This window comes from Corynebacterium suicordis DSM 45110 (assembly GCF_015351405.1).
GTDB classification, from domain to species: domain Bacteria; phylum Actinomycetota; class Actinomycetes; order Mycobacteriales; family Mycobacteriaceae; genus Corynebacterium; species Corynebacterium suicordis.
In genome coordinates, this window is record NZ_JADKMY010000002.1 from 391,917 (window position 1) to 414,252 (window position 22,336).

Here is a 22,336-nt window from a genome sequence, read left to right on the forward strand (position 1 = left end):
AGCATACAAACTGGCGAGACTCTAGCCCTCGAGCGAGATGTAGCGAGGCTCCAGGAACTCGGAGATTCCCTCGAAGCCACCTTCGCGACCCACGCCGGATGCCTTCACACCACCAAACGGTGCAGATGCATCGGAAAGAACTCCGCGGTTGACTGCGACCATGCCACATTCCATCTTCTCAGCGAACTGCAGCGTCTCCTTCAGGTTCTCACCGCATACGTAGCCGGCCAGCCCGAACGGGGTGTTGTTGGCCAGTTCCAGACCTTCTTCTGCGTCAGCGAAGGTCTGGATCGCCAAGACCGGACCGAAGATCTCCGTGTTTGCGATCTCCGCGTCTGGCTTCACACCGGAGAGAACCGTGGGTGGGAACCAGAATCCCTCTGGGTCCAGATCCGGGTGCGTCTCGCGGAGATTTTCCAGCTCTTCCACGCCACCGTGCTCGACCTTCGCACCTTCCTTCACGGCACCTTCCACCAGGTCGCGCACCTTATCGCGCTCTTCCTCGCTCACCATCGCGCCCACATCAAGGCCCTCTTGCACGCCTGGGCCCATGGTCATTTCGGAGACTTCCTTCACCACGCGCTGGGTGAATTCCGCAGCCAGGGATTCATGCACCAGGAAGCGGTTCGCAGCGATACACACCTGACCCGCACCCCTCATCTTCGCCTCCATGGCAGCGCTGACCGCCTTGTCCATGTCCGCATCTTCGAGCACCACAAACGGAGCGTTTCCACCCAGCTCAAGGGACACCCTCATGGTCTTTTCCATTGCCTTCGACGCCAAACTCTGCCCCACCTCAGTGGATCCAGTGAAGGTGAACTTTCGCAACCGATCGTCATCCAGCAACACGGAGACGTTCTTCGCGGACTTAGTAGGCAGGATCTGCACCACGCCCTCCGGAACCCCTGCCTCACGCATCAGATTCGCGAGGTACAGGGCACTCAGTGGGGTCATCTGCGCTGGCTTCACCACGATGGTGCAACCGGCGGCAAGTGCTGGTGCCACCTTGCGGGCGATCATGGCCAGTGGGAAATTCCACGGCGTGATGGCCAGTACTGGTCCCACCGGCTGGTGGGACACTACCACTCGGCTATCCCCCTTGGGCGCCACGCGGTAATCGCCGGTGATGGCCATGGCCTGCTGGGAGAACCAGCGGAAGAACTCTGCACTGTAGGCCACTTCGCCCACGGAGTCCTTCAGTGCCCTTCCGAGCTCGAGGGACTGCAGGAGTGCCAAGTCATCGGTATTTTCCTTGATCAACTCGAAGATCTTGTACAGCAATTCGCTGCGCTCCATGGGCGAAGTTTCGCCCCAAGTCTTCTGGGCTGCAGCTGCGTTGTCCATTGCCGTGTTGGCGTCGGAAGTAGTGGCGCTGGCTACCGATGCGAATTCCTGGCCGGTGCTGGCGTCCACCACGGCGAACGTCTCGGACTCGGAACCAGAGGTGAACTTTCCACCCAGGAACAAACCAGTGGGGACGGTGATCTCGCGGTCCCCTGCGCGGACTGTGGTCTGGAACTGTTGTTCAGTCATGCTTTCCACTGTGCCACTTTTCGCACGCTCGCGAGCAGCCACACGGACGGCGCAATTACACTAGCGTGGTGTTAGGCAGTTCTTTGCTCGCGAAAAGCTGCACACGTACTGCTCTCATTAAGCCCCGCTACTCCGCCGCGACACATCACGCGGACTCGCACCATGCCAGGAGGAAGATTTTCCCGTGAACATCCCAGTGACTTCCAGTTCCGCGACCAACACTCGCGATTGGGAAACCTTGGAAAAGCAGGCGAAGATTCTCCACGAAACCACACTGCGGAAGTTGTTCGCAGACCAACCTGGCCGCGCCTCAGACATGACCTTTGACGTAGGCCCGCTGCGCGTGGATCTGTCCAAGAACCTGATTGATGAGCAAACCTTCCGCGTGCTCACGGGCATGGCGCGGGACATGGGCCTGGAGGAATACCGCGCGGCGATGTTCGAGGGCCAGCATGTGAACGTGACGGAGGATCGCGCTTCCCTGCACACCGCGCTGCGCATCCCCGTGGATGGCGAGATGACCGTCGATGGCCAGGACATTGCCGCCGATGTGCATGAAGTGCTGGGCCGGATGCGCGATTTCGCCCGCGCCCTGCGTTCCGGCGCGTGGCAGGGAATCAGCAAGCACACCATCAAGAACGTGGTGAACCTGGGTATCGGCGGATCTGACCTGGGGCCATCCATGGCTTCCAAGGCACTGCGTCCGTACCAGACCGCGGGCATCACCCCGCACTTCATTTCCAACGTGGATCCCACGGATCTGCACGCCAAACTGGATGGGTTGGACCCAGAGTCCACGCTGTTCGTGATCGCCTCCAAGTCCTTCACCACCTCGGAAACCTTGGCCAATGCCCATGCCGCAAAGCGCTGGCTCATCAAGGAGCTGGAGCTGCTGGGCGTGCCCACCGAGACCGAAGAAGAGATCCGGGCAATCACGGAGAAGCACTTCGTGGCGGTATCCACCAACGAGGAAAAGGTGCGCGAATTCGGCATCGATCCCGCCAACATGTTTGGCTTCTGGGATTGGGTCGGCGGCCGCTACTCCGTGGATTCCGCCGTGGGTCTGACCCTCATGGCATCCATTGGCCCGCAGGACTTCATGGAATTCCTCGAGGGCTTCCACGCGGTGGATGATCACTTCCGCACCGAGCCCCTGGAGATGAACGTCCCGGTCATGATGGGACTGCTGGGGGTTTGGTACACCAACTTCTTCGACGCAGAATCCCACGCCGTGCTCCCCTACAACCAGGATCTGGCACGCTTCCCCGCTTACCTGCAGCAGCTGACCATGGAATCCAACGGCAAGTCCGTGCGCCTGGATGGCAGCCCAGTGGACCTCAAGACCGGTGAGATCTACTGGGGAGAGGCCGGAACCAATGGCCAGCACGCGTTCTTCCAGCTGCTGCACCAGGGAACCCACCTGATTCCCGCGGACTTCATCGGCTTTGTGAACAGCCACAATGAAACGCTGTCCGCAGACGGCGAAACCAGCATGCACGACATGTTGATGAGTAACTTCTTCGCCCAGACCCGCGTGCTGGCATTCGGCAAGACTGCCGAAGAGCTCCGCGAAGAGGGCGTGGATGAAAAGCTCATCCCCCACAAGGTGATGCCTGGCAACCGCCCATCCACCACGATCCTCGCCGAGAAACTGCGGCCACACACCCTCGGCGCGTTGATCGCACTCTACGAACACATCACCTTCGTGCAGGGCGTGATGTGGGGCATCAATAGCTTCGATCAGTGGGGTGTGGAACTGGGCAAGAAGCAGGCAAATGACCTGCTGGCTTCCGTGCAGGGCAAGGAGACCAGTGATGCTGGCGACTCCTCCACGGACTCCCTGATTGCTCATTACCGCAGCCTGCGCGAGCAGTAGAACACCCGGCCGGTGGGGCGTGGCGTCGAATAAATTAATCGACGCCACGCCAACGGCGAAGAATACGAAGAACCCCGGTTATCTCTTTTCCGAGATATCCGGGGTGTTTCGTGCCTAGGGCAGGATGCCTAGCGCTGTGTCATTCCGAGGGGGAAGATCAGAACAGGCCAGCGTTGGGGCGGCCACCATCGGTCAGCGTCGCCGTGCGGGAGTCATCATTCTGATCGTTGGCGGTGGAGGTATCAGCCTGGGGGCGACCCACCTGGGTGACGGTGATGTAGTTGACCACGCGGCCGCGATCCGTGTTGCCATCGCCGAAGTCCAGGTTGGCGATGAGGCTGGACTTGCCCTCGCGGATTGGGTTGGACAGGGTGACCTCGAAGGTGCGGGTGGAGGTCGCGCGGTCAAAACCGAGGTCGCGGGTGTACGCGCCGTTGAACCAACCTGGGGTGATTAGACGATCCACACCCTTAGGGCCCTTGGCGGTCTTGACCTCAATGCGGAAGGTGGTCAGGGGGAATTCCTGGTAGTAGGTGGTGTTTCCCACGTTCTTTGCGGAGATGGAGACCAGACCAGCGAAACCTGGGGCCTTTCCAGCAGCCACGCGGATCTCTGGCTTGAGATCCAGGACATCGACCTGGGTTTCATCGGCCGGGGTTGGGGATTCCACAGCAGGAGCGGCGGTGGCCGGAGCTGCGGCGAAGACGGTTGCGCCCAGCAGAGCTGCTGCCAAACCGCTGCGGAGCGAAGTCTTGCGAATGTTCATGATGATGTTTCCTTCTGGTGCGATTTACTTGTTGGAATCAGCTGGGTTGTCGTACAAGCGAACTTGCACTTCGTTCTTCACTGGGGACAGTGCGGACCAGAAGGTCGGGGTGGACCAGGTGCCGTTGGACTTGCAGTACTGCTGGGTGCCGGTCATGTCGATGGTGCGGAAACCGTACTTGGCTTCACCGGTGTGGCCAGCTGGGACGTCGTATGGGCCGATGGTCTGGCCGACGTTCCAGGACAGGGAGTAGGAGAACTCAGCACCAATGGTGGAAGCGAGCTCCTGGGTGATGGAGGCGGAGATGCCATCCTTGGAACCACCGATGTTTGCGGTGGTGGAGTTGGTGCGATCGCCCTTGACGGTGAGGCTGATGGTCTCAGAGCGGGACAGCTCCTGGGTCAGCGGGATGGTGTGCTGGCTCTTGTTGGTGGCAGAGATGGTGCCGGCTGGGCTGAAGTTATCCTTCACCTTGTACACCACGGTGCGGTAGTCCTCGAGAGCGTTGCACACTGGCTCTGGGTTCAGGATGTTGGCCTTGATGTGATCGGAGCCGTGGTAGGTGTTGATGATCGGCAGAGTGGGGTTGAGCTTTGGGGTCTCTGGGTAGTGATCATCCTGGGTAACGGCCTGAGCGCCGCCTGCAAGACCAGCGGTGAAAACGAGTGCGGTGGCTGCGGATGCGAGGACGCGGGTGGCCCCGATGCGCAGGTTCGACTTGTGGGTCATGGTTCTTCTCCTCAAAAGCGCTGGACAATCGCTTGAACGCAGGTGCGTTTGTGGGCTTTTGTCGCGTGATCTCTTCGATAGCAACGAGCCCTCTCGGCTGGTTGAACATCACACTATGGAGCGCGTTACGCCAAAGGAAGAGGCGCTAGGTTGCACAATTCCGCAAACTTGAAGCCGTCCATTTACTGTTGGTCAAATTGCGGCGAAATCTTTATAAGAAAATAAGCAAAGAAACTTAGGGATGCCTCACCTATTTTCCACTCCCCGCTGATCACTGTTCAACAATCCCCCGGTCTTGCTGCCGCAATGCATCGGATCCGCTACTCCCCGCCCCCCAACACAGCCTAAGAAGCCGCAAATCCGCAAAACAGTTTTCCGGGAGAACATTAAATTGAGGTAAACATTTGAAAGACGGCGAAAAAACGCGCTTCATTGCCTACGGAACGCAGTTTTTTACCCCCATCGTGAGGGGAAAACACCCGCGCATGAGCGCTGCCCCGAAAATTTCCTTCACTCCGCTGCAATAACCGTTTTCACCTGCGCTTTTAGCCAGCAGAGATCGCAACCTTCTTCAGCGTGGATCCATGCGTAGACCTACCCAGCCGAAAAACTTCGCGCAGATGTCCAGTGCCTAACGCTCCCCCAGCTCCAACGCCTGGCAGTTGGGGCACCACCAAATGATGCGCTCCAGCTCTGCATCATCGAGGTCTGGATCTCCCCCAGCCCAGCGGCCACCCAGCGTCGATTGCTCGATCGCTTCCCCGCATCGCCGGCAGGCCTTTCCAGCGCGCCCGAACACAAACGTGCTCATGCCTGGCCGCCTATCACCGGTAAAAATCCGGTGCGGTTCCATGCGGTTTTCCCACATCACTCGGCGCGCCAGATCTATCGCCTTTTCCACTCCTCGGCCGCCCACCGCACCAACTGGAACCGCGGGGTGCCGACCCATGAGGAACATGATCTCCGCGCGGTACTCATTGCCGACACCCGCCACATTTTTCTGATCCAGCAGTGCCGCGCCCAAGCTGCGCTCGGGCCGCCGCATCACCCGCCGGATGGCTTCATCTCTGCCGGAACGCCCATCCCAGCGCGGATCCTGCTCCGGCAGCTCCCACCGGGAATCCAAGATATCCGGCCCAAGGTGCTCAATGGTGGCGTCGTAAGAAGAAACGGGAAAGAGCCGCACGAACCCCAAAGAATGGCCCACGATCTCAATATCGGAGCCACCTTGGTGCTGCGGGGACAGATGCAGAATGATCCGCGCGCTATAACCCGGGCGGCGCCAACGCGTCCCTCGCGCATGAATGGCCCACACACCCTCCATTTTCAGGTGGGTGTGCACGATTGTATCCCCGACCTGCATGAACAGGTGCTTTCCATAGGGCCACACGCGATGGACCACCTGCCCGTCCAGGTTGTGGGTGGCAAAGCGCGGCACACGAATATCGGTGTGCGTGACCGTACGGCCCTGCATCCATTGCAGGCGCTCGGAAAGCTGCAACACGGAATCGCCTTCAGGCATGATTCACCTCCACTTCGGGGATCTGCGGGCTCACTTAATGCTCAGCCCCTTGGGTGTCAGCCGCGCGCCAGCAGCGGTCCACGCGCGCGTATCGGCCCCCATGACGCTCACGCCATCGATCCGCTCCAGCACCACCGGCGCCAGCTTCCCGGCGCGCACTGCCGCGGTGATCGCGTCCACGACGTGGGTGATGATTCCCGACGCCACCCCCGCATCCTCATCGCCAAAGCTCACAGCCTGTTTTTGTCCCAGAATGCTGAGCCCGCGGGCGCCTCTGCTGAGGTGCGCGAGAGCCTGACCGTTGCGCAGAATCACCAGCGAGCCCACGCCCCGGTGTGGGCTGGGTACCTCTTCTGCCACTTCTGGCCAAGGCAGTGCGGAGCCATAGGGGTTGGCGGGATCAGCTGCGGCCAGGATGATTGCGTGGGCTGGTCCGATGGCTTGAGTGCTGTCCGTTCCGTCTTCCATCCGCCGCAGTTGAGAGATCACCCCGCGCGGGGCAAACTGGGCTCCACCCAGCCCCTCCACCACGTAGCCGCGCAGGACCACTCCGGAATCCTCCCAGGCAGAAAGCGTGCGATACGCATCCGCGAAACCACCGGCGGATTTCTCCGCCACGATTGATCCCCGCGTGACTACTCCATAGCGGTCCAGCCACGCCTCGCCCCGGGCAACGGCCCGGTCCGCGGCGCTCGCTGCATGCGCGGCACCCCGCGGAACCGCAGCCCAGCGGCCAGGAACCGAAGCGTGCGCATTCACCGCCGCCCGGCGCGCCCGGGCCTCCTCACTCTTGGCCGTCTGGGCAAAGGAGGTGCGCCCCATCCGCAACCGTCGCTGAGATCCTCTACCACGATCCTTCCGGGGTGCGCGGTGGGCGGATTTTCCGCTGGCCCCGGCATCCAGCAAGCGACGCCGGAGAGCGGCGAAGGAATCCGGCACCAGCAGTGAACTATCGAACAGCTCCCACATGGCCGCATCAACTTCGGCGTGATTGGCGCCCGTGACCTGGGCTAATTCGCTGGCGAGGAAAGCTCCGCCATGGCTGACATGCTCCAGGATCTGGGCGGCAACGGTGGTGGTGATGGGCTCCTCGGGCTCCAGCAACGCTGGCGCTAGCTCGGCGGGAAGCAGCATCACCAGCGGGTCATTACTTCCCGCGCTGCCAGCTCCCACGGCCAACACCTCGCCGGAATTGAGCAGCTCGTCCAAGTCCTCCGGCTGATAATTGGGGATGCGCGCCGGCAACACCACGGTTTCCCATGCACTGGCGGGCAGGGCCACGCCAGCCAGCTGTTCCAGTACGCTCGGCAGATCCTCCCGCTCGGACTCCAGCAACCCGTGCCATGCTTGGAGGAATTCGGCATACGTGGCACGGCTGACCGGCTCCAGCGCTCCCCGGGCAGCGGCCAGCGTGGCAGAGCGCAAACGCCGCAGCATTCCCACGTCCACGTATTGCGTGGGCGGCTCCCCCGCGGAGTCTTCGTCAAGCACGAAAGTGCCGGAATCGAGGCGTCGATCCCCCACCCACCTGCGCAACAAGGAATCAGACGTGGCCACACCCAAGCCGAACTCCGCGGCGGCCTCGGCTGCGGTGAACGGCCCACGATGACGAGCCCACCGCAGCAACAACTGATCCACCGCGTCCGCAACCGGCTGCGGGTCTGCGGCGGCACCGGGCGGCACCGGCACGCCCAAACCATCACGTAGCAGGGGTAAATCTTCCACCACGGCCAATTTCCTGGCCCCGCCAAAGCTGACTTCCACGATCCGCTGCGGCATCAACGCACGGATGTCTGCCAGCGGGTCCTCGCCCGTCATCTCTCGGCGCTCCATCACCTGCTCGGCGGTCATGGGCCCGAGCATCCGCAGCATGTCCACCACCTGCTCCACGTGCACGGCCCGGCGCCCCTCCGCCAGCCATTGCGCGCCCTCCACCACGTTGCGGATTACCTGCGAGCTCAGCAGCAAGCCCTCGCCGGACTTGCCCAACACTTTGGCCAGCAGCGCTGGATCCACCGCCAAAGCCGCGGCACGCTCGGCGGAATCGCCCTCGTACATGAACGCGCTGGTGTACGTGAACAGCAAAGACTCCGCGAAGGCACTCGGCGCTTCCGTGGTGACTTCAGCCACCCGCAGCGCGTCCTGCCCACCGCGCGTCTCCAATCCCCGCACCAGGCTTTTCAGCGCATCGAGGTCATACACATCGTGTAGGCACTCGCGCATCGTCTCCACCATCACGGGAAACTCCGGGTGGTTGCGCGCCACATCCAGCAACTGCGAAGCCTTTTGTCTCTGCTGCCACAACGGCTGCCGCTTGCCCGGGGTTCGCCGCGGCAACAGCAGCGCACGAGCAGCACATTCCCGGAAACGCCCCGCGAACAGCGCCGATGAACCCACATTGTCCATCACGTCGGCCAGCACGTTGTCTGCCGCGTCCCCCGTGTTGCTTTCATCTTTTCTTTCCGACGCCAACAGCAACTCCAACCCCGGAGGTTGTTCCGAATAGGGAAGGCGCAGAACCATGCCGTCATCCCCGGCGACGGCCATCGCGTCAATCCCCGTTTCCCGTTGCAGTTGAGCGGCCAGTGCCATGGCCCACGGCGCGTTGATACCCCGACCAAATGGGCTGTGCACAATCACGCGCCAATCGCCGATCTCATCCCGGAACCTCTCGATGAGCAGTGTCTTTTCATCCGGGATGATGCCCGCGGTCTCTTTTTGCGCGGCGTAATACGCATCCAGGTTTCCCCGGGTGTTGTGGCAAATGAAGTCGGAACCCCGCAGGTCTTGCAGGCTCTGCGTGCCCCATTCGCGCCGGTGCTGACCGATGGCCCGCCCCAGCTCGATGGGCCTACCCTCCGCATCGCCTGTCCAAAACGGCAGTCGGCCAGTGTGCCCAGCCGCAGGAGCCACGATCACCTGATCCCGCGAGATCTCCAGGATTCTCCAGCTGGATGCCCCGAGGGTGAACACATCTCCCACACGGGATTCGTAGACCATCTCCTCATCCAGCTCACCCACGCGCCGGGCGCCGGTTTCCTCACCTGCGGCGAGGAAGACCCCGAACATTCCCCGGTCCGGAATCGTGCCACCGCTGGTCACGGCCAGGCGCTGCGAGCCCGGGCGAGCTGTCAGCGTGCCCGCTTGGGTGTCATAGACCACGCGCGCCTTGAGGTCCGCGAAATCCGTGGATGGGTAATGCCCGCTGATTAGCTCCACCACGGCATCGAAGGCTTCGCGTGGCAGGGCAGCATACGGATGCGCGCGGCGCACCACCCGCCACCATTCCTCCACATCCAGCGAGGTCTCCAGTTCAGTCTCAACGGGATCTTCCTCTCCCCGGCCCATGAGCTGCGGCACGGCATCTGCCTGCACAGCCGCCGCCACCGTCTGCTGGGCCAGCACATCAAGCGCGTTGTTCACCACGTGCAGCGGTTCCAGCTCACCCTTGAGGAGTTTGTCCACGATCACCGTGGCGGCTTCCGCATCCTGCTTGTGCAGCGGATAAATAGTCGCGCCACTGGTTGCACCCACTGTGTGCCCGGCGCGACCACAACGCTGAATTGCTGCAGACACACTGGGAGGCGCGCCCACCTGGATCACGTGATCCACCAAACCCATATCGATGCCCAGCTCCAGAGAACTGGTGGCCACCACGCACTTCAATCGCCCGGCCTTGAGAGCTTCCTCGATGTCCGCGCGCTCATCCTTGGACACCGACCCATGGTGCGCCCGGGCGATGATCGGTTCCACCCCGCGCACCGCGGTGGACTGCGCCATGAGCTGGGCGGGATCTCTCCTGGTGGGGTTGGCCAGCGCGTCCGGATCATGCTCCTTGGCCCACTCCTCATTGAGCGCACCAGTGAGTCGCTCCGCGCTACGCCGGGAGTTCACGAACACCAGCGTGGAGTGATTCTCCATGATCTGCTCGTACACCGCGCGCTGCACGTGTGGCCACACGCTCTTTTGCTGTGGCAGAGCGGATTCCTTATCCACCCCGCTGGCCACTCGCGCGCCGGAGCCCGCTGAGGTGTTTCCTCCCAGCCCCTCTCCCATGAGTGAAGGTCCGAGGAGGGCTTCGTCGATAAGCTCTGAATCCCCCTCCGAAATGGCTGAAGCATCTTCAAAGCTCGACGCCGCCACGTCCTCATACGCGGGCGGATCCTGAAAATCCTCCACCACTGAACGGACCTGCACATCCCAGGACTTGGAGGAGCGGGGGTTGACCACGGTGACGGGCCGATCCCCACCGAGGAAGCTGGCCACCGTATCGATCGGGTTGACGGTGGCGGAAAGCCCGATGCGCTGCACGGGTTGCTCCGTGAGCATTTCCAGGCGCTCCAAACTCAGAGCTAGGTGCGTGCCACGCTTTGTGCCCGCCACGGCGTGGACCTCATCCACGATGACCGTGTCCACTCCCCTCAGCGTGCCCGCCGCCTTGGAGGTGAGCATGAGGTAGAGAGATTCCGGAGTGGTGATGAGGATTTCCGGAGGGTTGCGCAGCATCTTCGCGCGCTCGCTGGACGGGGTATCGCCACTGCGGACCCCCACTCGAACTGGCGCCACCGTTTCTTCCATGGCGGCCGCGGTGCGCGCGATACCTGCTAATGGGGCAGCCAGGTTTCTATCCACGTCCACGCCCAGGGCCTTGAGCGGGGAGATGTACAGCACGCGGGTGCCGGCCTTTTGCGTGCTGGATTTCTTGGCATTGGATTTCTTGGTGCTGGATTTCGCGGCGGCGGGGTTCGGCGATTCCTGCAAGAACGACCCGCGGGTGAGTTCAGAGAGCGCCCACAAGAAAGCTGCCAATGTTTTACCCGAACCAGTCGGGGCAACAACGAGGGCGTTGTGGCCAGTGGAAATGGCCTCCCACGCCTGGTTTTGTACCACCGTGGGCTCGACAAACACGTCCCGAAACCATGCCGAGACGGGGGCATGAAATTTATCCAGCGGGTCGTGGAGCATGTGACTATCTTATTCCAACGCTAAAATCGGAGGTTATGACGGCTGATCTCAATGATGAAACCCTCGCCCTGCGTCTTGCACTGGGCACCGGAGAAATTCTCAAGGGTGTGCGAAACGTAGGTCTCCTGCGCGGCGAGGCCTTGGGAGACGCCGGAGATTCCCAAGCTCAGGACTGGATTGCGCGCTGCCTGGAGCAGCACCGCCCGGATGATGCCATGCTCTCCGAAGAGGCTCCAGATACCAAGGAACGCCTGGGGATGGAGCGCGTGTGGATCATTGATCCGCTCGATGGAACCCGCGAGTTTGCTTCGGTTCGCCAAGACTGGGCCGTGCATATCGCGCTGGCAGAGAACGGGAAAATTACCCACGCTGCCGTGGGCATGCCTGATCTGGGAACCGTGTTCCTCACCTCCGAGGTGCGCGCCGTTGATGGGCCTGCCACCAACCGCCTGGTGGTGAGCCGCAACTCCCCACCGAAGATCGGCCAGTTCGTGGCAGATGAGCTGGGCATGGAGCTCGTCACCATGGGCAGCTGTGGCGCCAAGGCTGTCTCCGTGATCCTTGGAGATAACGATGCGTACATCCACGCCGGTGGCCAGTACGAGTGGGATAACGCCGCACCCGTGGGCATTGCCGAAGCAGCCGGTCTGCACACCAGCCGCTTGGACGGCTCCAAGATCGTCTATAACCAAGAGGATCCTTACCTCCCAGACCTGCTGATCAGCCGCAAGAACATCGCGGAGAAGATCCTGGCAGCCGTGGAAAAGTTCCACGCAGGACACGGCGAGTACGCCTAGCCCTTCCCGGGCATTCCCCGGGCTCGGACGCTGAGCAGAGTGCGCTCCGCACGCGATCCCCTGTCCCAGTTCACCGCGCCCACTAGGCTCCGTTAGGCTGTCACTCAGATCAGCGCTGGCTACTTTAATCTTTGACGGCCAGCAGAACATTTTGGAATAAGGCGCGAGGAGAGACGTGTTGGCGTCGGATAACAAGAACACCGAGTCCCCGATCCCGACCCCCTATGAGGATCTGCTGCGGGAGATTCTGGAGACGGGAGCGCACCGCGGCGATCGCACGGGAACCGGCACCACCAGCCTGTTCGGCAAACAGATCCGCTTCAACCTGGCGGACTCTTTCCCGCTGCTGACCACCAAGTCTGTCCACGTGAAATCCGTGGTGGGCGAACTGCTGTGGTTCCTGCGCGGCGACTCCAATGTGCACTGGCTGCAGGAAAACGGCATCCGCATCTGGAACGAATGGGCCGATGAAAACGGCGAGCTGGGACCGGTCTACGGAGTGCAGTGGCGCTCCTGGCCCACCCCAGATGGTGCGCACATCGACCAGATCGCGCAGAGCCTGGAAATGCTGCGCACGCAGCCGGAATCGCGACGCAACATCGTCTCCGCCTGGAACGTCGCGGAGATCTCCAACATGGCGCTGCCTCCCTGCCACCTGCTGTTCCAGTTCTATGTGGCGGATGGGAAGCTCAGCTGCCAGCTGTACCAGCGCAGCGCGGATATGTTCCTGGGCGTGCCATTCAACATCGCCAGCTATTCTCTGCTCACGCACATGTTTGCGCAGCAGGCTGGGTTGGAGGTCGGCGAGTTCATTTGGACCGGCGGTGACTGCCACATCTATGACAACCACCAAGATCAGGTGCGCCTGCAGCTGAGCCGCGAGGCTCGCCCGTACCCGCAGCTGGAGCTCACGAAGGCTGCGGACATCTTCAGCTACGGTTTCAGCGACATCAACTTCACCGGCTATGACCCACATCCGGCAATCAAGGGAAAGGTGGCCGTGTAAATGGCGCAGGATTACCCCAATCTCTCACTCGCTGAGCTGCGTGAGCACCTGGATGAGGGCGTGGAAGTGGCCATGATCTGGGCACAGACCACGGATCTGGTGATCGGAGACGGCGAAGATATGCCGTGGTACCTGCCGGAGGATCTGCAGCATTTCAAGGAATCCACCGAGGGTTACGCCGTGGTGATGGGCCGCACCTCATGGGAGGCGCTGGGGGATGCATATCGCCCACTGCCCAAGCGAGAGAATTTCGTGGTGACCAGTAATGCGTCCTATGACGCGCCGGGCGGGCACGTCTACACCAACCTCTCCGAGGCAATTGGGAAAGCCGCGGAATGGATGGAAGCGCATTCCAGCGCGGAAATCAGCAATACCGTGTGGATTTTGGGCGGCGGCACCGTGTACAAGCAGTGCATGGATGTGGCGGATCGGATCGTCATCACGGAGATCGACATGACCGCGCCGGAGCGTTTCCAGGTCTTCGCCCCGGAGATTCCCGAAGACACGTTCACGCAAAACGCCGGCGAGTGGCTCACCTCGGAAAAGGGCCACGCAGTGGATGATGATGAGCCACTGCACTACCGAATCGTGGAGTGGACCCGGAAGTAGCGGGCGGCCACGGCCTAGGAAAAATCCAAACCTAGTACAATCCTAGAAGTGCTTTTTCAAGCACATTGCCCCAGTAGCTCAGTGGATAGAGCACGGCTCTCCTAAAGCCGGTGTCGGAGGTTCGATTCCTCTCTGGGGCACATTTTTCTGCCCGGAGCTCGCCTAAGCTCCCCCGGAGCCCACGCGGCAACTGAAACCCCCGCCAACGATTTCCCGCGGAAAAGCCACGGGCTGGCGTCGAAAACAAAGAGAAATAAACGCCACTTTCTATAAGTAAATATCGCGGCCACCTGCCGTCTCGGCCCCGATCGCACCCCGATCCTCCCCCATTGCCCCCGAAAATTGCTGCACGTTTGCGCACGTCGCTGGCAGCCGCGAACTATTTTCGCATGAAAAACCACATTAGCCCCAAATTTCCCACGCGTGCACGGTAGCGTTCCGCACTAGCTTAATCGCGACCATTGTCGTAATCCGGCGATGGTCTTTTAGTAAGGAGAATCCGCGTGAGCCAATCAGTGCCTTCGCACGTCAAACACAGTCCCACCGCTGAAGAGTTCCGGACTGCCCAAAAAAGCCCAGAATTTCAAGAATTGCGCTCCAAGCAGCGCGGATTCACCTTCCCGCTCACCATCGCGGGTCTGCTCTGGTTCATCACATATGTGCTGGTCGCGATGTACGCGCCTAGCTTCCTCTCCATCAAGATCCTGGGCAACATCAACCTGGGAATCCTGGTGGGGCTGCTGCAGTTCGTCACCACCTTCGCCATCACCTGGCTGTATGTGTCATTCGCCAATAAGCAACTAGAACCCCGCTCTCGCGCGATCCGCGAAGCTCTGGAAAATCAGGAGCGCCCCTAATGTTTAACCTTGCTGCAGAATCGAGCGCGGGCAACCCCACGCTGAACATGTCCGTGTTCGTCGCCTTCATCGTGGTGACCTTGGGCATTGTGACCTATGCTTCTCGACGCCCACAAAAGAGCGCCTCCGACTTCTACACCGGCGGCGCACAGTTCTCGGGCACCCAGAACGGTTTGGCCATCGCGGGCGATTACCTCTCCGCTGCATCCTTCCTGGGCATCGTCGGCGCTATCGCCATGACGGGTTATGACGGATTCCTGTACTCCATTGGCTTCTTCGTGGCGTGGCTCATCGCGTTGCTGCTGGTCGCGGAGCCGCTTCGTAATACCGGTCGCTTCACCATGGCGGACGTTCTCTCCTTCCGCCTGAAGCAGCGCCCCGTTCGTGTCGCGGCTGCCTTCGCTACGTTGGGCGTCTCCCTGTTTTACCTGGTCGCCCAGATGGCTGGCGCCGGTTCCTTGGTTGCCGTGTTGATGGACATTCACGATAAGACCGCCCAGGCCGCAATCGTGGCCGTGGTGGGCGTGGTGATGATCGCTTACGTGCTGATCGGCGGCATGAAGGGCACTACCATCGTGCAGATGATCAAGGCCGTTCTGCTGTGTTCTTGCGTGGTCATCATGGTGATCATCATCGCCGTGATGGTGAAGGGTAACTTCTCCGAGCTGCTCGCCCGCGCTGTGGAAGCGCACGGCGGTAATGAGGCCATCCTGGAGCCGGGCATGAAGTACGGTAAGTCTGATACCACCAAGCTGGACTTCATCGCGCTGGGTCTTTCCCTGTCCCTGGGTGTGGCTGGTCTGCCTCACGTGCTGATGCGCTTCTACACCGTGCCTACCGCTAAGGCCGCTCGCAAGTCCGTGACCTGGGCAATCGTGCTCATCGGTGGCTTCTACCTGCTCACCCTGGTGCTGGGTTACGCCGCTGCAGCTTACGTGGGACCAGAGCGCATCAAGGCCGCACCGGGTGGCGCGAACTCCGCTGCACCTCTGCTCGCGCTGGAGCTGGCCGGACCAATCTTCATGGCCATCATCTCCGCGGTGGCCTTCGCTACCGTGCTCGCCGTGGTTGCCGGCCTGGCCATTACCGCCTCCGCCTCCGTGGCTCACGACCTCTACAACTCCGTGATCCGCAAGGGTCAGGCCACCCCGGAGGAGCAGGTTCGCGTCTCCCGCATCACCGTGGTTGTGATCGGTATTGTCTCGATCCTGTTGGGCATCGGCGCGATGAGCCAGAACGTGGCCTTCCTGGTTTCCCTGGCCTTCTGTATCGCGGCCTCCGCGAACGTTCCGACCATCCTGTACTCCCTGTACTGGAAGCGCTTCAACACCACGGGTGCCGTGGCATCCCTGTGGACTGGCCTGTTGAGCGCAATCTTCCTGATCATCTTCTCCCCTGCGGTATCCGGCGCGGAAACCTCCATCCTTCCGAACGCCGATTTCGCATGGTTCCCATTGGCCAACCCAGGCCTGGTCTCCATCCCGCTGGGCTTCTTGGCGGGCATCGTCGGCACCTACCTTGGCAAGCCGGATAACCTCGATGACCTGCAGGCCGAGATGGAAGTTCGCTCCCTCACCGGTGTGGGCGTGGAAGCTGCCGTGGATCACTAAATATTCGCAGGATAGCGGCCGTTTTTTATTCGACGCCAACGCGGGGCGCCTCGTTTCTTTCGAAACGGGGCGCCCCGCTTTTTTGCGAATTGCGAATAATCATGCCACCATATTTTTCAGCGCGGAGGGGGTCCGCGCTTGGCGTCGAAAATAAAAACAAACACAGTTTCGTAACAAAGCGTATGGAAACTGAGATGTACGTATGTAAGGAAAACAAAAGCTTATACGATCCTAAGCGCCATTCCGACAAGGAATTACCAGCTCAGGAAGATTTCTCACGGAGCGTGCCGTCTACGCACCGGTGAGTTTGTACCCGAACAACCCCGAGACGGAAGAAACGGTAGTAAATATGAAGCGCCAAGTTACTCGTCTTGCTCTTGCGGCCATCACCGCAATCGCTCCCCTGGCCATCGCGGCACCAACTGCTTCGGCAGCCCCTAACTCTGCTGTGTTTGTGGGCGATTCCATTCCCGCGAACCCAACGGTGGCGAGCTACCTCGCGGTCAAGACGGGCGTGCCGATCCCAGGCGCGCACGTCAACTTGAACGGCTGCGCCACTGATGGGCAGATGCCGGCTGCGTATGGCGCAGCTGCAGGCCTGGAAACCTTCGATTACACCTGTGCCGGAGCTTCTATCCGCACCGGTGGCCAGCACGTGACCGCCCAGTTGGATAATGCTGCGATGGCCGGCAAGCTGAACGCCTCCACCAGAGAGGTTGTCATCATGGCCGGCGCCAATGACACCTACCCGCACATCCTCAACCAGGTACCGCTGGGCCAGATCGAGACGGACCTGACCAATGGTTTTGCAGACACCATCAATCACGCAAAGAAGTTGGCGCCCAACGCGCGGGTGAAGATCATCGGACTCAACCAGATCGCCGCTCCAAACGGTGATGTGTGTCTGGTCAACATCGGCGATAACACCATGCCGCTGGCCCCGATCCCCGCAGTGCGTGACTCCGAGGGCATCCTGCAGCGCGCCGGCATCAATGGCGCTCAGCGCGCGGGAGGAACTTTCGTGGATTCCAAGGCCATCAGCCAAGGCCACGATATGTGCGCTCCTGGAAACAAGCGATGGACCGTTGGCCTGATTGATACCGGCTCCGGACCTCACAACCTCACGTTCCATATGACCAACGAAGGTTTGGGAGCCTTGGCTTCGAACGCTGCTAAGAAGTAGTTTTCGGCCACAGCTCCCGTCTTGACTGATCGGCGGCTGTCAGCCGTCAACCGGTGAAGCGCCCCTGCGAAGTGATTCGCAGGGGTCTTGCTTATTTTGCGCTGCTAACAACAGGGCTTTGGCAACCGATGAAGGCAGTAGATGTTCCAGAGGGAAACCTCAAACACGGGCACATCGGTGTACTCGACTCAAGCTTTTACACCCAGGTTTCACACTCAGCTTTCACTCCCAGGTTATCCACCCAAGTTCCGCAATAAGGAAAGAATTCTGCCATGAAGCGTGCCTCCGCCACTTTGTTCTCACTGACTGCCGCCACCTCACTCGCGTTCGCAGCGGTCTCCCCCGCCTCTGCAGCTGACACCACCCAGCACGTTTCTGCTGCGACCACCCAATATGTCGCCGCTGCAGCCACGCAGTATGTCGCTGCCGATGCCCCCGCAACCGGCAGCTCGTACTATGACGTGTTCGGTCTGCCTGCACCATGGTCCTACATTGCGGCTCCGTTTCTTTTCGGCGCCTTCATTATTGGAACTATCCTCTCCCTGTTCGGCTTCGGTTGTAGCTTGTTGAACGCCAGCGGCAACTGCGGAGAAGGTAGCCTCTAGCGCTTGCCGCTCTCTGCGGCTCCACCGCGCAGCTTCACCGGCTTCAACCCCTCCACCCCTGCACGCTTTCGTGTGCAGCTTATCCACATGAAGTGAGTCCTCACATGAAACGCATTTCCGCTTCCCTAGTTTCTGTCGCTGCTGCAACGGCGCTTACTTTCGGCGCAGTGGCTCCTGCCTCCGCTGCTGAGCCTGCGTATCAGGTTCTGGCTGCGCCTCTGGACGCTCCAGCTGAAGACCCCGTGATCACTTCCGGAGGATCAACCTTCCAGCAGCCAGCGTTTGTGACAGATTTTCTGAGCTGGATGCTCGGCGGCCTCTCGGAAACGCTCAAGGGGCCGTTCGCGCCACTCGCGTATGTGGTCATCATCCCCATCTTGGTGGGTGGCTTTCTTCTTTCGTTGATCCCAGGCAGCGGTGTGAGCGCCACATAACGCCAGCTGGGGCTCGCTGAATCTGCAAGATTTTGGTTCCTCAAAGGCTTTGCGAAAAGCCCCGGAAACTAAACAAGGGCGCTACCGGAAATACTTTCCTGGTAGCACCCTTTAGCTATGCGCCTCTAGAGTTCGGCGCGCAGCTGAGTTACTTCAGCAGAGACTTAATCCACTCGAAGAACTCAGTTCCACCAACGGTGGACAGCACACCGAAGATGAACTCGAAGAATGGCTTGAAGGTAGAACCATCCAGGCTTCCCAGAGAGGAAGATTCATCTTCATCCACGCAAGGAGTGCCGGTCATGGCCGCGCGCATTGAGGTGCCATTGGACACTCCATCATCCGCCCACAGGAAGCGAGTGGAGCAGCCATCGCTGTAGGAAGCGAAACCCTCATTTGCGAAGTTCCCCATTGCCGCGGGGCGAGCCTGAACCTCAGAAACAGGTGCCCATTCGGTGCCCTTTTCCAGCAGGATAGAGGCACCTTCACATGCCTCATCACACATCACGCGTAGCTGGTTCTCACGGTAATCCAGGGCCATCACGCCCTTGAATGGTGACTGGTAACGCTGAACCAGCGTGGGCTCTGCTCCTGCGAGGTCCACGAACAGCACCTCGCCGGTGCCTTCCACGCCAGCTGCAAATCCGCCGGGCACTGCGGAGATAGCCTCGAGGCCGGCATTCGCACCAAGTGTTGCTGGCAAGAACTGGCCCAGGTTCCACTCGTTGGTGGCGGAGAGGTCTCCACCGGTCTGGGTTGGGATGTTGAAGCGCAAGACGGATGGACGGGAGGTGTTCTTGTTCGCGTTATCCCGCTCGGTAGCCACGTACAGGCCGTCCTTGGTCACGGTGACACCTTCGGCATCTGGCAGTCCGGAACCATCGGCATACTTCAGGTTCCAGGTTCCTGCGACGGAGTACTTGTTCTCCTTGTAATCCAGGGCGAACAGGGTGCCTTGGTCGTTGTTGACGATCCATGCGCGGCCGTTTGCATCGAAATCGACGCCAGACATGTCCTCAACAGCGAATTCTGGACCCAGATCCACGTTCTGGATCTCCTGCGGATCGAATGGCCAAGGCTGGTGAACCACTGGATCTGGGGTGTTTCCGCCAACGTTCTTCGCTGAGCGCGTAGCTTCACGAGTCACTCCGAAATCACCGGTCATGTCTGGGAGGCGACCCCAGGTGGTCTCAGCATGTCCATCCCACGTGGTCTGCTCAACCATCTCGCCGTCCTTGTTGAACAGGCGAACGGAATCCTTGCCGCCGAGTCCAAAACCGCCACCGGGAAGAGCGTTGCCCTCCGTGTAGAGGCTGAAGTATCCACCGGACTCGATGGTGGTGCCTTCTGGGATCACGATGCGCTGGTGCTTGTCATCGTTATCCACCACGCTCCATCCACTGATATCCAAGGTTTCATTGTGGTTGGTGTTAGCCAGCTCTACCCAGTCGCCAACGGGATCCCCGTTGGATTCCACCTCGTTGATCACGATCGGACTGGTGGGTGCTGCCTGGGCGGGGACAGCAAAAACGCTGGTGGCAATAGCCACCGTGAGCACGGCAGCAAGACTGCGACGGGTCATGAATGTTCCATTCCTGAGAGTTTCTTGAAAACGACCTCTTGAACCTATCCACACTCAATGAACACCCGGGGGCCATTGGATTAATACCGGGAGAACACGCAGGCTATCCCGGGTTTTGCGCAAGCAAGGAGCCTGCCACGCTCATAGGCAATTCCAAAAAACGCTTCAGGGTTAGCGCGTCTGGGTTAGCGCTTCTGAGCCACCACGGTTGTTACCTGCTCATCTCCGCGCTGCCACGTGGCCAGTAGTTCTCCCGGCGCAGGAGTACTCGACTCGCTGAGCTCCAGCGTGATCTTCAGATCTGTCACACCGACGCCATCTGTTCCAGAACCATCCGGTGCAGAGCCGCTCGGCGCGCTGAGCAGTTCCACGTCAGGAGGGGTGATCTCCCCATTTTCCATGTCCTTGTTCCATGCAGCGGGCAGCTGCTCTTCAATGGTGCGGGTCAATTCGCGTTGGAAAACGGGATCCTGGCGGGCATCGTAGACCCAGCGCTCGCCCAGTTCGGAGTGCTGCATCTTCCCCAACAACGCCCCATCCAGCTCAGGGCCCAAAGGCTTTGGCCGATAGGTCACGGGTATCTGCACCAGGGCTTGCTGGCCGGGGATTTCCGCGAGAAAAATTTCCATGCCCACTACCCCATCGGGATCTACCATCCGCCACGCAGAATGCACATCGAATTTCTCGTCTTCTGCTAACTTTCCAGCGCTCTGGAGGAATGCGCGCTGGAAATGTTCCTTGCCTGGATCGAGTTCTGCATTGAAGAAAATCTCTGCCTTATGTTCCATGACCTTCATCCTACGTGCGAAGAAAGTCACATTCGTCAGGGCAAATTAAACAGTCTGTATGAAATCACTCCACTGCTTGCATACGAACCACTCCGGAAATGGTGCCCTGCCACCACACGCCATCCGGAGAAATAGTGCCCACCATTTGCAATGAATCCTGCAGTGGAGTTTCCGCTATCCTCGTCCGGGAAGTCACATTGCCCGTGTTTGCATCAATCGTGATCGCATCAAACCCCAGGCCAGTTATCCCGTGAAAACTGGGGCGTTCCATTGTGTAAATAGTGTTGTCCGCAGTGGATAACCTCGGCACTGCGGAAGAAGCAATTGGCTTATCCCATTGCTTCTCGCAGCCCTCCCCATTAGCCTTCACCTGAATTTTCTCCATGCCACCCACAAAGGGGGCAAGTGGCGGATTACTAGGGCCAGCTCCTTCCGGAACGGTGGGATATGGATAACCATAAGTGCTGGCCACGATCACGCTATCTGAATAGGCAATTGCGGAATTCTCCGTGCCGCTGCCGCTAGTGCCAAATATCCCCTGTTTGCAGACAAGGGATCCGTCCGTGGATTTAAACACCAGCAAATTGCTCTGCCCATCGGCGTTATCGGTAATGGTCACGTATTCGTCGTTACCCGCTGGGCCGAAAAATGAGGGAGTCGCCCCACTTCCCCAACTCAATTGGCCAGGTTTACGCGCGCTACCCCGGTCATAAGAATTTCTCCAGGCAATGCGCGGAGTCACAGCACCGGACTTCTGATCCGTCTCAGAATCCAGTAGATAAAGCGCGTGTGAAGTGGCGATTGCCACGCCCTGTTGAGAAGCAGAAATCGAATTATCCACCCGCTCACCATTCGGGAAATTCACGTGCTCAATCTCTGGGATGCGGGAACCATCCGCTTCTGCGGGGACAATGCCAACTTTGCCCTCGCGCGTAGCAAGCCAAATATTGCCCTGTGTATCTGGGGTCAGCCCCACCACCCCATCGTCCTGGCTCCCTCCGCTATTCACAAAGTGAGAGACATCGATGCGCTGCTGCGCTGCCAAGCCCCACGTTCCATCCGGATTGTGGTGTTTGCTGATTTTGAGCAGTTCATTCTTGCCGTTGACCAGCACCAATCTATCGTGATCATCCAAGTAGGCGTACACGCCCCCGAGCAGCGCGCCTTTCTCGATATCCAGCGAGGCAAGCGTGTCCCCTGTTGCGGGGTCAAGGATCTCCGCTACCGGAGCCCGCCCAGCGATCTTGGTGCACAGCGTCCACACCATGCCGGTGGAATCCATGAGAATGGTGGGGCACGCTGCGAATTTGGTCTTGTGAACGACGGAAAGACCACGGTTGCCCGGCCCAGGATGCGGGGTGGTGTCGCTGGATTGGGCATCGCCATGCATGGTGGCAGTGCCAACCGGGCCCAGCCCGCTCATTCCTTGATTCTGTGCGGAGACCCCCGTAGGCACAGCAGGGTTCAACGTTTC

The 22,336-nt window shown here is 60.2% G+C and carries 17 protein-coding genes and 1 tRNA gene; 10 read left to right on the plus strand and 8 right to left on the minus strand.

The features are described 5' to 3' along the window. Window positions 1-21 precede the first annotated feature (21 nt). Window positions 22-1,533 carry an NAD-dependent succinate-semialdehyde dehydrogenase gene (locus IRY30_RS08145; protein WP_194556905.1) on the minus strand — a complete coding sequence of 504 codons (1,512 nt, stop codon included), beginning with the start codon at window positions 1,531-1,533 and terminating at the stop codon, window positions 22-24. Window positions 1,534-1,717: 184 nt separating this feature from the next. Between IRY30_RS08145 and pgi the strand changes: the two genes are divergently transcribed. Next, on the plus strand, window positions 1,718-3,409 hold the full coding sequence (gene pgi, locus IRY30_RS08150; RefSeq protein WP_374708531.1) for a glucose-6-phosphate isomerase: 1,692 nt from the start codon (window positions 1,718-1,720) through the stop codon (window positions 3,407-3,409). A gap of 157 nt (window positions 3,410-3,566) precedes the next feature. Here the strand turns inward: pgi and IRY30_RS08155 are convergent, their stop codons facing one another. The 4 genes from IRY30_RS08155 to IRY30_RS08170 form a co-directional block, all read right to left on the minus strand. Further along, on the minus strand, window positions 3,567-4,175 hold the full coding sequence (locus IRY30_RS08155) for a hypothetical protein (protein ID WP_194556906.1): 609 nt from the start codon (window positions 4,173-4,175) through the stop codon (window positions 3,567-3,569). 24 nt (window positions 4,176-4,199) lie between these two features. Further along, complete coding sequence (locus IRY30_RS08160; protein WP_194556907.1) at window positions 4,200-4,904, minus strand: hypothetical protein; 705 nt, start codon at window positions 4,902-4,904, stop codon at window positions 4,200-4,202. A gap of 631 nt (window positions 4,905-5,535) precedes the next feature. Then, window positions 5,536-6,426 (minus strand): Fpg/Nei family DNA glycosylase, encoded by an 891-nt coding sequence (locus tag IRY30_RS08165; RefSeq protein WP_194556908.1) that lies wholly within the window; start codon window positions 6,424-6,426, stop codon window positions 5,536-5,538. Window positions 6,427-6,456: 30 nt separating this feature from the next. After that, window positions 6,457-11,391, minus strand: coding sequence for a DEAD/DEAH box helicase (locus tag IRY30_RS08170; RefSeq protein ID WP_194556909.1), 4,935 nt, complete (start codon window positions 11,389-11,391; stop codon window positions 6,457-6,459). Window positions 11,392-11,426: 35 nt separating this feature from the next. On the opposite strand from IRY30_RS08170, the gene IRY30_RS08175 reads away from it, so the two are divergent. From IRY30_RS08175 to IRY30_RS08215, 9 genes are all read left to right on the plus strand, one after another. After that, window positions 11,427-12,188, plus strand: coding sequence for a 3'(2'),5'-bisphosphate nucleotidase CysQ (locus tag IRY30_RS08175; RefSeq protein WP_194556910.1), 762 nt, complete (start codon window positions 11,427-11,429; stop codon window positions 12,186-12,188). Between the two features lie 211 nt (window positions 12,189-12,399). Beyond that, window positions 12,400-13,194 carry a thymidylate synthase gene (locus tag IRY30_RS08180; protein WP_374708561.1) on the plus strand — a complete coding sequence of 265 codons (795 nt, stop codon included), beginning with the start codon at window positions 12,400-12,402 and terminating at the stop codon, window positions 13,192-13,194. Beyond that, on the plus strand, window positions 13,195-13,803 hold the full coding sequence (locus tag IRY30_RS08185; protein WP_194556912.1) for a dihydrofolate reductase: 609 nt from the start codon (window positions 13,195-13,197) through the stop codon (window positions 13,801-13,803). 67 nt (window positions 13,804-13,870) lie between these two features. Continuing rightward, a tRNA-Arg gene (locus tag IRY30_RS08190) sits at window positions 13,871-13,943 on the plus strand. A 363-nt stretch (window positions 13,944-14,306) separates the two neighbouring features. Then, window positions 14,307-14,660 carry a DUF485 domain-containing protein gene (locus IRY30_RS08195; protein WP_194556913.1) on the plus strand — a complete coding sequence of 118 codons (354 nt, stop codon included), beginning with the start codon at window positions 14,307-14,309 and terminating at the stop codon, window positions 14,658-14,660. Next, window positions 14,660-16,270 carry a solute symporter family protein gene (locus IRY30_RS08200; RefSeq protein WP_194556914.1) on the plus strand — a complete coding sequence of 537 codons (1,611 nt, stop codon included), beginning with the start codon at window positions 14,660-14,662 and terminating at the stop codon, window positions 16,268-16,270. The genes IRY30_RS08195 and IRY30_RS08200 overlap by 1 nt, the downstream gene beginning before the upstream one ends. A gap of 349 nt (window positions 16,271-16,619) precedes the next feature. Further along, window positions 16,620-17,453: a GDSL-type esterase/lipase family protein gene (locus IRY30_RS08205; protein WP_194556915.1), complete on the plus strand. Its 834-nt coding sequence runs from the start codon at window positions 16,620-16,622 to the stop codon at window positions 17,451-17,453. Window positions 17,454-17,725: 272 nt separating this feature from the next. After that, a complete protein-coding gene (locus IRY30_RS08210) occupies window positions 17,726-18,058 on the plus strand; it encodes a hypothetical protein (protein WP_194556916.1) in 333 nt (110 codons plus the stop codon). 104 nt (window positions 18,059-18,162) lie between these two features. Then, complete coding sequence (locus IRY30_RS08215; RefSeq protein WP_194556917.1) at window positions 18,163-18,492, plus strand: hypothetical protein; 330 nt, start codon at window positions 18,163-18,165, stop codon at window positions 18,490-18,492. A 148-nt stretch (window positions 18,493-18,640) separates the two neighbouring features. Here IRY30_RS08215 and IRY30_RS08220 read toward each other — a convergent pair whose 3' ends face one another. The 3 genes from IRY30_RS08220 to IRY30_RS08230 all read right to left on the minus strand — a co-directional run bounded on the left by IRY30_RS08220 (window position 18,641) and on the right by IRY30_RS08230 (window position 22,285). Then, window positions 18,641-20,074 carry a lamin tail domain-containing protein gene (locus tag IRY30_RS08220; protein ID WP_194556918.1) on the minus strand — a complete coding sequence of 478 codons (1,434 nt, stop codon included), beginning with the start codon at window positions 20,072-20,074 and terminating at the stop codon, window positions 18,641-18,643. Between the two features lie 185 nt (window positions 20,075-20,259). Next, entirely contained in the window at window positions 20,260-20,862 is a 603-nt protein-coding gene (locus tag IRY30_RS08225; RefSeq protein ID WP_194556919.1) for a maltokinase N-terminal cap-like domain-containing protein, read from the minus strand. Window positions 20,863-20,926: 64 nt separating this feature from the next. After that, on the minus strand, window positions 20,927-22,285 hold the full coding sequence (locus IRY30_RS08230) for a hypothetical protein (RefSeq protein ID WP_194556920.1): 1,359 nt from the start codon (window positions 22,283-22,285) through the stop codon (window positions 20,927-20,929). Window positions 22,286-22,336: the final 51 nt, after the last annotated feature.

What these genes read in the sequence shown, in the direction of transcription:
- IRY30_RS08145 (WP_194556905.1), bottom strand. Translation starts at nt 1,533, where the DNA reads ATGACTGAACAACAGTTCCAGACCACAGTCCGCGCAGGGGACCGCGAG.
- IRY30_RS08155 (WP_194556906.1), bottom strand. Translation starts at nt 4,175, where the DNA reads ATGAACATTCGCAAGACTTCGCTCCGCAGCGGTTTGGCAGCAGCTCTG.
- IRY30_RS08160 (WP_194556907.1), bottom strand. Translation starts at nt 4,904, where the DNA reads ATGACCCACAAGTCGAACCTGCGCATCGGGGCCACCCGCGTCCTCGCA.
- IRY30_RS08165 (WP_194556908.1), bottom strand. Translation starts at nt 6,426, where the DNA reads ATGCCTGAAGGCGATTCCGTGTTGCAGCTTTCCGAGCGCCTGCAATGG.
- IRY30_RS08170 (WP_194556909.1), bottom strand. Translation starts at nt 11,391, where the DNA reads ATGCTCCACGACCCGCTGGATAAATTTCATGCCCCCGTCTCGGCATGG.
- IRY30_RS08175 (WP_194556910.1), top strand. Translation starts at nt 11,427, where the DNA reads ATGACGGCTGATCTCAATGATGAAACCCTCGCCCTGCGTCTTGCACTG.
- IRY30_RS08185 (WP_194556912.1), top strand. Translation starts at nt 13,195, where the DNA reads ATGGCGCAGGATTACCCCAATCTCTCACTCGCTGAGCTGCGTGAGCAC.
- IRY30_RS08200 (WP_194556914.1), top strand. Translation starts at nt 14,660, where the DNA reads ATGTTTAACCTTGCTGCAGAATCGAGCGCGGGCAACCCCACGCTGAAC.
- IRY30_RS08205 (WP_194556915.1), top strand. Translation starts at nt 16,620, where the DNA reads ATGAAGCGCCAAGTTACTCGTCTTGCTCTTGCGGCCATCACCGCAATC.
- IRY30_RS08210 (WP_194556916.1), top strand. Translation starts at nt 17,726, where the DNA reads ATGAAGCGTGCCTCCGCCACTTTGTTCTCACTGACTGCCGCCACCTCA.
- IRY30_RS08215 (WP_194556917.1), top strand. Translation starts at nt 18,163, where the DNA reads ATGAAACGCATTTCCGCTTCCCTAGTTTCTGTCGCTGCTGCAACGGCG.
- IRY30_RS08220 (WP_194556918.1), bottom strand. Translation starts at nt 20,074, where the DNA reads ATGACCCGTCGCAGTCTTGCTGCCGTGCTCACGGTGGCTATTGCCACC.
- IRY30_RS08225 (WP_194556919.1), bottom strand. Translation starts at nt 20,862, where the DNA reads ATGGAACATAAGGCAGAGATTTTCTTCAATGCAGAACTCGATCCAGGC.
- IRY30_RS08230 (WP_194556920.1), bottom strand. Translation starts at nt 22,285, where the DNA reads ATGAGCGGGCTGGGCCCGGTTGGCACTGCCACCATGCATGGCGATGCC.